This window comes from Candidatus Woesearchaeota archaeon (genome assembly GCA_016180285.1).
GTDB lineage: Archaea > Nanobdellota > Nanobdellia > Woesearchaeales > JACPBO01 > JACPBO01.
The window spans coordinates 1-10,261 of sequence record JACPBO010000033.1; the positions used below are offsets into that span (position 1 = coordinate 1).

The 10,261-nt window shown below is 37.5% G+C and carries 13 protein-coding genes and 2 tRNA genes; 8 read left to right on the top strand and 7 right to left on the bottom strand.

Annotated features, from left to right (window positions below; all coding sequences use genetic code 11):
• A partial coding sequence (locus HYU07_05985; protein ID MBI2129760.1) for a proteasome subunit beta occupies positions 1 to 366 on the bottom strand: 366 nt, incomplete at its 3' end.
• Positions 367 to 579: 213 nt separating this feature from the next.
• On the opposite strand from HYU07_05985, the gene HYU07_05990 reads away from it, so the two are divergent.
• Positions 580 to 795, top strand: a complete 216-nt coding sequence (locus tag HYU07_05990; GenBank protein MBI2129761.1) for a hypothetical protein — start codon at positions 580 to 582, stop codon at positions 793 to 795.
• 13 nt (positions 796 to 808) lie between these two features.
• Positions 809 to 1,279, top strand: a complete 471-nt coding sequence (locus tag HYU07_05995) for a hypothetical protein (protein ID MBI2129762.1) — start codon at positions 809 to 811, stop codon at positions 1,277 to 1,279.
• A gap of 80 nt (positions 1,280 to 1,359) precedes the next feature.
• Here HYU07_05995 and HYU07_06000 read toward each other — a convergent pair whose 3' ends face one another.
• The 4 genes from HYU07_06000 to HYU07_06015 all read right to left on the bottom strand — a co-directional run bounded on the left by HYU07_06000 (position 1,360) and on the right by HYU07_06015 (position 4,767).
• Positions 1,360 to 2,154, bottom strand: coding sequence for an arginase family protein (locus HYU07_06000; GenBank protein ID MBI2129763.1), 795 nt, complete (start codon positions 2,152 to 2,154; stop codon positions 1,360 to 1,362).
• 31 nt (positions 2,155 to 2,185) lie between these two features.
• Positions 2,186 to 2,608, bottom strand: coding sequence for a hypothetical protein (locus HYU07_06005; protein MBI2129764.1), 423 nt, complete (start codon positions 2,606 to 2,608; stop codon positions 2,186 to 2,188).
• Positions 2,609 to 2,648: 40 nt separating this feature from the next.
• The gene (argS, locus tag HYU07_06010; GenBank protein ID MBI2129765.1) at positions 2,649 to 4,313 is read right to left on the bottom strand and encodes an arginine--tRNA ligase; all 1,665 of its coding nucleotides are present in this window, start codon (positions 4,311 to 4,313) and stop codon (positions 2,649 to 2,651) included.
• Positions 4,314 to 4,629: 316 nt separating this feature from the next.
• Positions 4,630 to 4,767 (bottom strand): hypothetical protein, encoded by a 138-nt coding sequence (locus HYU07_06015; GenBank protein ID MBI2129766.1) that lies wholly within the window; start codon positions 4,765 to 4,767, stop codon positions 4,630 to 4,632.
• A 134-nt stretch (positions 4,768 to 4,901) separates the two neighbouring features.
• Between HYU07_06015 and HYU07_06020 the strand changes: the two genes are divergently transcribed.
• The 4 genes from HYU07_06020 to HYU07_06035 all read left to right on the top strand — a co-directional run bounded on the left by HYU07_06020 (position 4,902) and on the right by HYU07_06035 (position 7,215).
• Complete coding sequence (locus HYU07_06020) at positions 4,902 to 5,477, top strand: HTH domain-containing protein (GenBank protein ID MBI2129767.1); 576 nt, start codon at positions 4,902 to 4,904, stop codon at positions 5,475 to 5,477.
• Between the two features lie 206 nt (positions 5,478 to 5,683).
• Positions 5,684 to 5,768: transfer RNA gene (locus HYU07_06025), tRNA-Thr, on the top strand.
• A 52-nt stretch (positions 5,769 to 5,820) separates the two neighbouring features.
• Positions 5,821 to 6,447, top strand: a complete 627-nt coding sequence (locus tag HYU07_06030; protein ID MBI2129768.1) for an adenylate kinase — start codon at positions 5,821 to 5,823, stop codon at positions 6,445 to 6,447.
• Entirely contained in the window at positions 6,448 to 7,215 is a 768-nt protein-coding gene (locus HYU07_06035) for an alpha/beta fold hydrolase (GenBank protein ID MBI2129769.1), read from the top strand.
• Positions 7,216 to 7,232: 17 nt separating this feature from the next.
• On the opposite strand, the gene HYU07_06040 is transcribed toward HYU07_06035, so the two are convergent.
• Together HYU07_06040 and truD are read right to left on the bottom strand one after the other, a co-directional pair.
• Positions 7,233 to 8,186, bottom strand: coding sequence for a DUF4921 family protein (locus HYU07_06040; GenBank protein ID MBI2129770.1), 954 nt, complete (start codon positions 8,184 to 8,186; stop codon positions 7,233 to 7,235).
• A gap of 40 nt (positions 8,187 to 8,226) precedes the next feature.
• A complete protein-coding gene (gene truD / locus HYU07_06045; GenBank protein MBI2129771.1) occupies positions 8,227 to 9,252 on the bottom strand; it encodes a tRNA pseudouridine(13) synthase TruD in 1,026 nt (341 codons plus the stop codon).
• Between the two features lie 52 nt (positions 9,253 to 9,304).
• Between truD and HYU07_06050 the strand changes: the two genes are divergently transcribed.
• Positions 9,305 to 9,411: transfer RNA gene (locus tag HYU07_06050), tRNA-Arg, on the top strand.
• 9 nt (positions 9,412 to 9,420) lie between these two features.
• On the top strand, positions 9,421 to 10,261 hold an 841-nt coding region (locus tag HYU07_06055), incomplete at its 3' end, for a flippase-like domain-containing protein (GenBank protein ID MBI2129772.1).

Consider the following 10,261-nt stretch of genomic DNA (forward strand, 5'->3'; position numbering starts at 1 on the left):
GCCTTCATCCTTGCCACCCATCACAAAATGGGAAACTCCTGGAATCATGCTCATTTTCCTTATATTTGAGTAAACTAAGCGTGAGAAAAGGTTTGCAGCCTCTTTTACAGTAGCTTCTTTTCCTGTTCTTATCTTTTTAAGCCTAAGCTCTGATTGGGCATATCTTATGAGCAATTGGGCATCTGAGGCTGTTCCGGCCATTGTAACTGCAATATTATCTGTAACTTTATGTATTTTTTCTGTCTTTTTGCTGGCTATCAAGTAGCCTGCTGTTGCTCTTTTGTCTGCTGCAAGAACAATCCCGTCTTTGCAGAGTATGCCGACTGTTGTTGTTCCAGTTTTCATTATGTTTTCATTTTTGTCCATTTTAACCAGAATTCCCCTCTTATACTAAGGTATAAATGGCGAGTATTTAAATATTGCGGTTTTATATCAGTTTCTACTATTAAATAGCTACAAAATAAAAAAATCGAAAGTTATTTAAATAAGGTACACTATACGTAATACATAATAATCCCAGTATAGAGATAAGATTGTAAAAAAGAGAGATAAACTAACTTTATCAAGAGGTGAGCTGCGATGGAAAATATAAGAAAAATTGAAAGCATAAATGTAGTTAGAAAAGGGGACTTGCCAGAAGAAGTTAGGTTGGATAAGGGAATCTATGACACCAATGGATTTGTAGAGATAAGAGTGGAAAGAGAGAATCCCGCATTTATAGAAATTAAAGATATGGGTGCAGAATCTCCTGGAAAAAAATTCAGTAGATTACTGAGGGAAGCAGGGATAAGATAAGGGGATGTAATATATGGATAGCGAAGATGTAATTGTTTCTGATGATTCCATATTTCGTGCTTTATCAAGCGATGACCTTGATTTATTGGAATGTGGCCAATTAATAATTGAATTTCTTACGTGGAGGGGGAATTGTAAGAAAATAGTCACCATTCCAAAAATATATAATAGCATATATGCTCAAGTTAAAGACCATGGTGAACTGAGAGCTTATTTTGAAAATTATTTTGAATCCGCAACATTCATCGGGATGTCCGAAAAAAATCCAGATGACAGAGAGTTTTACACATTACTCTTTAGTTTATATTTAGGTGGCAATTTGATGATTTTCGTCAGTAATGACTCCAAATTATTAGGCACAATAAAAGAAGCAAAAGTTCCTAAAACAGTCTTCAAAACAATACACGAATTTAGGTCTTTCTTGCAGTCAAAAAAAGATTTTTGGGACTTTATCTTTTACAAGTATTACGATTCATCTGCTTGATCTTTTCTATTTTTTATATCACTTAACTTAAAACATCATGGTTTGATGATGTTTGTACCGAACATTTACTTTACAACTAATCAGCTCATCTCAACGCAAATCTTTGCCCCAAGCTTCGAGGTCATGCTGTTAATGTCTTTTTTCGGGTTTATTTCAGATATATCGAGGGCTTTAATGTTTTTTAGGAATTTCAGCCTTTGTAGAAAATAAATCAGTTCTCTTGAAGTCAAGCCGCCTGGCTCAATATAGCCTGTTCCAGGTGCAAAAGCCGGATCAACAGCATCTATGTCTATGGAGATATACAGGGCATCAAAGTTTTTTGCTATCGACATTACTGCTTCGCAGCTTTCATGCAGGCCTTCTTCAGTTATTTCCTTCATGTTAAAGAATCTTATTTTGTTCTTTTTTAAGAATTCGAGCTCATTGCTGTGCCAGTTTCTAATGCCGACTAGGATTATATTAGCTGCTTTTATTAAATTCTCATGTATCATCGCAGGCAGCAAGTCCTCCTGAGTCGGCGGCATGAAATAGTCCTCTGCATCAGGATGCGCATCAAATATTATGATGCCCGGATTCTTGTTAAATGTATTCGAGAACGCCCTTGCAATAGGGTAAGTTATTGAGTGGTCTCCGCCAATAAATGCTGCTTTTTCATTTTTTGCGAAGATATCCATTGCCTTATTGAATATGTTTTTGTTTGTTTCCTCCAGATTGGAGCTTGCAACCTTGACTTCATCTATTTCAAAGACAGGCAGCTCGGCATTTTCATTCAAAAACAGGTCACGGGCCTGTTTTATAACTTCATCTGGAGCAAGCTCTGATCCGTCTGACTTTCCCAGCCCTCCCTGCGAAGAGGGGATTTTGATTAGTTTCATTATGTGAAGAAATGCAATATTATTTAAAAAACTATCTTCTCAGAAGTTCTATTCTTTTGATTGCGTCATCTATCGTCAATATTTTTGGGTTTTTAAACAAAAATGGGTTGATTTTTTCAGGATTTTCTGAATTTGTAATTGCCCTGTAAGTTTTGACGTCATTGTAACGGCTGCTTTTCCCAGGATTGTTGCTTTCTGAAGACTTTCTGCACAAAATAGCGATAAATGTATTATCTAGCTGACGGATTTCATAATAAAAAATCTCGCCATTTTCTAAACGTATGAAGTCTTTTCTATTCTTTCCTTCAGCCAGAAGGGGAATATTAAATTGAAGCTCTTTAAAACGCAGCTCATGCCTTGTTTTTCTTGCATAGAACACGTCATTCAGGTTAAGCCCATCTTTCAATCTTCTAAGGTAGCACATATACTCGTCCAATAATCTGTTGCCGTCCATAATCAAGGCAAATGAAGCGGTTTATTTAAAGATTATTAATCTACATTCGTTCTAAGACGTCAATTCCTAGCAGATAAAGAGCCTGTTTTATGACAACCCTGAATGCTTCAACAAGCTTCAGCCTGAATGCTTCTTCTTCGCTTCCAATAACAGGGCAGGCATGGTAAAATTCGCTGAATAACTGGGCAAGCCTGAAAGAATAATTGGCTATATGGCTCGGATCTAGCTGCTGGGCTGATCTTTCAACTTGTTTTGGGAATTCCAAAAGAGCTTTTACAAGCCCAAATTCCTTTTCCTGGATCTTCGGGATTTCTATCTTTACTTTTGCTGCCTTTTTGGCTTTTCTCAGGATTGAAGATGCGCGGGCATAGCTGTACTGCAGATAAGGCCCCGTGTCCCCTTCAAAGTTTAATGCCTCTTCTTTATCAAAAACTATGTTTTTGTTTGGGTCCTGTTTAAGCATGGTGTATTTTACAGCTGCTATTGAGATCGCCAATGCTCTCTTCCCTGTTTCAGCGGCAGTTATACCTGGGAATCGTTTTTTAATTTCTTTTTCAGCATAATCAGTTATCTCTTTCTTGAAATCTGAATAGAGGATATTCTCCCCAGTGCGGGAAGACATTTTCCCTGTAGGCAGCCGAACTTCAGAGAAATAAACGAATCTGTAATCTTTGACATAAGGGAATTTCATCAGCTCCAGTGTTTTCAGTATCTGAAATGTATGCAATGACTGCGCTGTGCCTACAACAGTGATGCTTCTGCTTATTTTTGCATCTTTGAATTTCTTTTCTGCCAATGCAAGGTCTTTTGCAGAATACAAGACAGTTCCGTCGCTTCTAAGCAAAACCCAGATGCCAAGATCATATTTTTCCAGGTCTACGATTGTTGCGCCGTCGCTTATCTTTGCTATTCCTTTTTTGACCAGTTCTTGCGCTATCTCTTTTCCTCTTTTTTCCACTTCTCTTTCAAAATAATATCTGTCAAAATGTGTATTGAGTTCCCTGTAAATTTTTTCGAATGCCTCCAGGCTATAGTCTCTTGTTTTTTTCCATAAAGCCGTCAGTTCATTATCTTTTTCTTCTTCCAGCGCCTTATTGACTCCATTTACTTCTTCCTGGAGAGACTCGTTTTCAGCCAGCCTTTTTACAGCATCAACATAAACTGAGGCAATCCATGATTCTTCTTTGCTTAATTTTTCTTTAGAATGGTATTTTTTATAGCACCATATCCATTTCGCCACATGCATCCCTGTATCTCCCTGATAATTTGCCCTTATTACATCGTTGCCTGAAAACTCTAAAACCCTTGCCAAGCTCTCGCCGAAACTAGTTGCTCTTATGTGCCCTACATGAAATGCCTTGTGCGTGTTTGCCTGCGAGAACTCCACCATTATTTTTCTTTTTGCGCTGCACCGCCCAAAGTCCTGATTTATCTTAATTGCCTCTTCAGCAAGAAATTTCTTATTTATGAAAAAATTAACATAAGGGCCTTTCGCTTCAACTTTTTCAATAAAGGAGATTTTTTCTTTTTCTAGCTTTGATCTTAATTCATTTGCTATTTCAACCGGGTTTTTCCTGTAAATTTTAGATAATGAAAAGCATGGAAAGGCGTAATCGCCAATAGAATTGTCAGGAGGAATCTCTAAACTAACTTCAGCTTTAATTTCCTTTTTCAGGATCTTTGTTATTTCTTCTTTATAATCCATGATGCAGAAAAGAAAGCAGCTTAAATATAAAGTTTTGGGTTTATTTGTTAAGCTTTCCCGTACCCTTCCATAAACCCTTCTTCCCAGTCATCAAGCTCATCTTCTTCTCTTCTTTCCTCAAACATATTATATGTGTCCATATCATCTTCGTCATCAAACCAGTCGTCGACTTTCATTCTATCACCCCCTGCGCTTTTTTAACTTCTTGAAATGCCTCGCAAAATCAGGATAATCGTGCTTTGTAAGGTTCAATTTCAGAAATTCTGCCAATTTTTTGATGTCAACTATTTTTTCCTTAATGCCCATTTCTACCGCCTCACAAAAACGTCGGAAGCCTTGTCTGAATCGCGCTTTTTCCTGGCGCTTCGTTTATTTTGTATTTTTTACTGTAAAGCAACCTCAAAAATGAACTTAGAAGTCCCTTCTTTCCCAGCTCCTTCTTTGCATAGCTCATCTTGCCACCGCCCAATATATTGATTATCAATAACGTATAACGATATAGGTAAACAACTATTTAAACATTTCTATCGTAGAATATAGATAATCAATAATGATAATCTTTATATATAAATCGAGCATTATATGCTCATGGTTAGTCTGGAAACGAAAAACAGGATTCTTGAGTTTATAAAAAACAACGAAATGTGCTCTTCCACTGAGATTGCAGAAAAGCTGGGCATCAACAGGGTGACAATAACCAAGTACCTTGCAATACTCTGCTCTGAAAGAATGCTGAATTTCAAGCGCATAGGCATGGCAAAGGTGTGGTTTGTGGAAAAGTCTCCTCTTCTGGGAATATTTAACAGCGAAAATTATGATGAAAATGCGAAAAGGATGCTGGATCTCATAGGTGAAGGGGTGATTGTCCTAAATGAGAAAGGCGAGATTGTCTGGGTCAATAACTTGATTGAAAAGATAAACGGCAAATTAAAGAGCATAAAGGGAAAAATGTGCTATGAAGTTTTTAACAATGGCAGGCTAACCAAGGACTGCCCTGCATTGCAGACTCTTAGAAACGGCAAGGTGCACCGCTCAAAATACCACCCGATCTGCAATTTTTTCAAAAAGCGTTCTGCTCAGATTACTTCTTCTCCTATATTCGATACCCGCAAAAAGGTTGTTGGAGTGATAGAGATAGTGAAGTTCGAGGAAGAAGTGAAATAATAGATGTCAAAAACCACCCATCACAGATGGGTGGCATGTCGCTGCGATCCACAAAATCAGGTGGTTTTTGAGCACACCAAAATTCCACATATTGACCTGTGGTTTACGGAGTAAACCACCATTCAAAGAATGGTGGAATTTTTAGTGTTTAAATTGATTGGCCCAAGCAAAAACCTTATAAATGAAATAATAAATTCTTGCGTTATGCCTCCGTAGCATAGTAGCTATTGCGGCTGACTTGTATCCATGCAAGCCATCAGCAGGTCGGGAGTGCAAATCTCCCCGGAGGCTTTAGATCAAATTTAAGAAAAGCAAAGAAGATGCAGTAGGCTTTGGTGCAAAAATGAAAATAATTTTACTGGGTCCGCCAGGCATAGGAAAGGGAACGATCGCAAAGATGATCTCTTCTAAATATGGTATTCCTCAGGTTTCAACCGGCGATCTTCTCAGGATGAACATCGCAAAAGGCACATCACTGGGAAAAGAAGCTAAAAAATATATGGACGCAGGCAAGCTTGTTCCTGATAATTTGGTTATCGATATGCTTGCAGATAGGCTGAAAAAAACAGACTGCAAAAACGGATTTATTCTAGATGGCTTTCCAAGGACTATTCCGCAGGCCGAAGCGCTGGATAAAATAGCCAAAATTGATATTGTTATTGATTTTGAAGCATCTGAGAAAACAATAATAAAGAGATTAAGCGGAAGAAGGACATGTAGCAAATGCGGCAATATTTACCATCTTGAAAACATGCCGCCAAAGAAAGATGGAATCTGCGACAAATGCGGGGGCAAGCTTTATTTAAGGGATGATGACAAGCCGGAAGTTATAAAGCAGAGATTAAAGACATATAACGAGCTGACAGCTCCGTTAATATTATATTACTCCGGCAAAGATCTGCTGGAAGAAATAAACGCAGAGAAAACCCCGGAAGAGATATTTGAAAATGTTGTTTGTGTTTTGGAATGAATGATCATGCAGGAAAAATTATTTTTTGAAAACAGCAAAGGAAACAAGCTTTGCGGAATACTGTCAAACCCGACAGCCAGCAAAGACAGGCCAATCATAATTTTATGCCATGGGTTTAGTTCAAGCAAAGATAGTAAGACATTTGTTGAATTAGAGAAAATTCTTAATGAAAAAGGCATTTCTACATTTAGATTTGATTTTTATGGCCATGGGGAAAGCGAAGGAAAATTTGAAGATGTAACAATTTCTGAAGCTGTAGATGATGTTTTAAATGCAATAAAGTTTTTGAAGCAAAAAGGCTATAAGAAAATAGGCCTTATGGGATCAAGTTTTGGCGGCATGGCGAGCCTATTAGCGGCATCAAAGACGAACGATTTATATGTGTTGGCACTAAAGTCTCCTGTATCAGATTACCTTAGAGAAATTATTGCTCAAATAAGCAAATATCCTTTAAATGTTTGGAAGAAACAAGGGTTTATTTATTACACAAATAGCAAAGGAAACAAATTCAGGCTGAATTATTCTTTTTTTGAAGATGCTAAAACTGTAAGCGGCTATGAAGCTGCCAAAAAGATCAAAATCCCGACTTTAATTGTCCATGGTGATAAAGACGAGTCTGTTCCTATAGAACAAAGTATAAAGACTGCAAAATTGATCAAAAACTGCAAGCTTGAAATCATTAAAGGCGCAGACCACAGATATACAAATCCAGAGCATTTTGAGAAGATGCTGAGCTTGGTTTCAGGGTTTATTATTGAAAATTCTTAAGAATCATTTAATTTTCCTTATTTTGCATTCCTGTAAAACTTCGCTGCCTTCTCCGGGCTTATTGTGTTCATCACGTCATTTGTTGAGAATTCAAACCCTGCCCAGTATGCGATTCTTGGGGCGATCTCAACATGGAAATGGAAGTCATGGTTTTCAGGCGCATAATGGAAATACAGGTTATAGGAGTCTGTCACCCTCATTACCCTGTCCAGAATGAAGTTTATTATTTCTGCAAGCTCGTGGAAATCATGCTCTGAAAAATCTGTAAAGGTCTTAAAGTGCTTCTTCGGAAAGATCCATGCTTCATAATTGAAGCGCGATGCATAAGGCGCAAATGCAACAAATGAGCTGTTTTCTTTTATGAATCTCGGAGAAAGCCTTTCCTGCTTGATTATCTTGCAGTACGGGCAGCCGTAATTTTTGTCCATATAAGCGCCAAATGCCAGCAGCTCTTCTCTCACAAGCGTTGGAACCAAAGGATACGAAATAAGCTGCGCATGGGAATGCTGCAGCGAAGCGCCGCCTTCTTTTCCCTCGTTCTTGAAAACAACAACGTATTTTGCTTTCGGGTCCTTCAGCAGCTCTTTTACTCTTAATGCATATACTTTAAACACTTCTTTTTGGTCTTCTATTGAAAGTTCTGACAGCTGCTTTGTGTGAAGCGGTGTCTCAATTACAATTTCATGGGAGCCGTAAGCAGAAGTTCTTTCAAAAAATCCATGCGATGTGATGCGCGGCGATCCAACCTTGCTCACAGCAGGGTATTTGTTCGGGATAACCCTTACGCTCCATTTCCCGTCTTTTGTCACCCTGTAGATTTCAGGCGGAGAGAGGTTTTCATGGCCAGGGCAGAACGGGCATGCCTTCTGAGGCTCAATTCTTACAATTCTCTTAAATTCCCTGGGCCTTCTTTTTCTGCCTTCAGTTATTATAACCCATCTGTCCAGTAAATAGTCTTTTCTTAATTCCATTTTGTTATTTGTTTGTCTTTATGATTATTGTTTAAATAGTTTATTGTTTTTTGAACAGGAAATCAACTGCAACAGTCGCATAGCTTCCTTTTGGAAGTCTGAATTTTACTGTTATTTTTTCTTTATTTTTATTCAGATCATCCTTTTCTTTCTTGATTATTTTAAAGCCCTTCATTTTCATAAACAAATCCCTCAATCCGCCTTCTGAGCTAAGCTCAGGCAGGGATTTCAAAACAAAATCCCTTGGCGTTATTTTTTCCTTTTCCAGGTTTTTTTCAATTATTTTTTTCAGTTTTGAATTTTTAACAGTATCAAGATCCAAGCCAAATCCTATTAGCGGTATCTTAAGGCTTTTTTTATTTTTGTACATTTTTAAAAATTCTGAAACAGCATTATTCCATAAAAAGCTCTGATAGGAATGAATGTACAATCTTAAAACCCGTTTTGGAATGATCTTTAATGCAGCGTTGTAGTTGTTTTTGTTGCTCTCCAAAAAACCATTTATTTTTTCTTTCAGAAAAGCGTCATTTTCAACAATCAAATCAATTGCTTCTTTAACCTTATTCTTAAGAATCAATTTCCCCGCCTCAATGTTGTTTTTTGAGAATCTCTGCTCGCCGTAATAATTTGGTATTTTTAATTTATTGCTCTTCATCATTTTTGTATTTTTCAAAAAAATGCTTAAGTCCTTCTTATCCAGATTCCTGACAGCAATCTCGAAACTATTGCCCTCCAAATCACCTAATGAAACCGGCTGATCAGAATATCCAATGAACGTTAGTTCAATATTCTTTATTCTTAAATTCTTGATTTTATTTAAAAAAGCATCATTAAAAACCATTATCGAAATATGCTGTTCTGTTATTGCCTTTTTATCCTTATTCCCAGCATAGCCTATGCCTTTATTTTTTATGGTTAATGCGTTAGAAATAATATCTATTGCTTCAGGAGTTGAGCAATTTATTTTTTTCAATAAAAAAACGCCATATTCCCCTTTATCACTCCCCCTAATACCGCCTATCTCCTTTACAATGAAATCCTCAGGAATCTGCTTTATTCTGTACATAATCATAAATAATCAAAAACTATTTAAAACCTTTACTAATAATATCGCTTGTGGACCTGTAGCGCAGTCTGGTAACTTCAATGTTGGACAAATAGCGCGGCAGCCCCCTAAGCTGTAGGTCGAGAGTTCGAAACAAATGCGAAAGTCTCTCCAGGTCCGCTTTTAAATATGAAAAAATGGATTATAATCTCGACATTGATCGGCATTGCATTATTCACATCTGTATTCTTTCAGCTGGGCTTGGGAAATGTTGCTGAAACATTCAAAAAGGCAAATTACTTTTATTTGGTTCCTTACTTGATCTTTTCTATTGCAATATTCATAGGCATACAGTACAGGCTGAAGATCATACTAAAAGCACATGGCTTCAGAATAAGCCTGCTGAAATTGCTGCCAATAGGCTTTTCAGGGTTTGCAACGAGCTACTTGACGCCAAGCGCGCAGGTCGGCGGAGAGCCTGTGAAGGCATATCTATTATGCAGGCACGGCATAAAATATTCCAAAGCATTGGCATCTGCTGTCATAGACAAATCGCTTGAATTAAGCGTTAATGCATTCTTTGCCTTTGTCGGATTGATTCTATTTTTAATGAAATTCGCATTGCCAAGAAAGGCGGAAATTGTGATGTCTTTCAGCGTAGTGCTTCTTATTGTTTTCCTGAGCGTTCTTTATTACAGGCTTGCGCGCGGCTTGGGATTTTTCAGCGAGCTGTTCAGGATTCTTGGCTTTAATAAAATAAAATACAAGCATATCCTAAAAATAGAGAAGACAATATTGGACATGGAAGGCCATATAACGAAGTTTTTCAAGCACAAAACTAAAACCCTGATTTTGACTTTGCTTCTCTCCTTGTTTTTATGGACATGCATGTTTCTGGAATATAAGATTGCATTGCTTATGTTTGGCTTTGACGCTTCCTTCTATGTCTTATTCCTTGTCATAACAGTTGTCGGAATTGCCTATATTTTCCCTATCCCTGCGGCTCTTGGAGTATTAGAAGTCGGCCAGG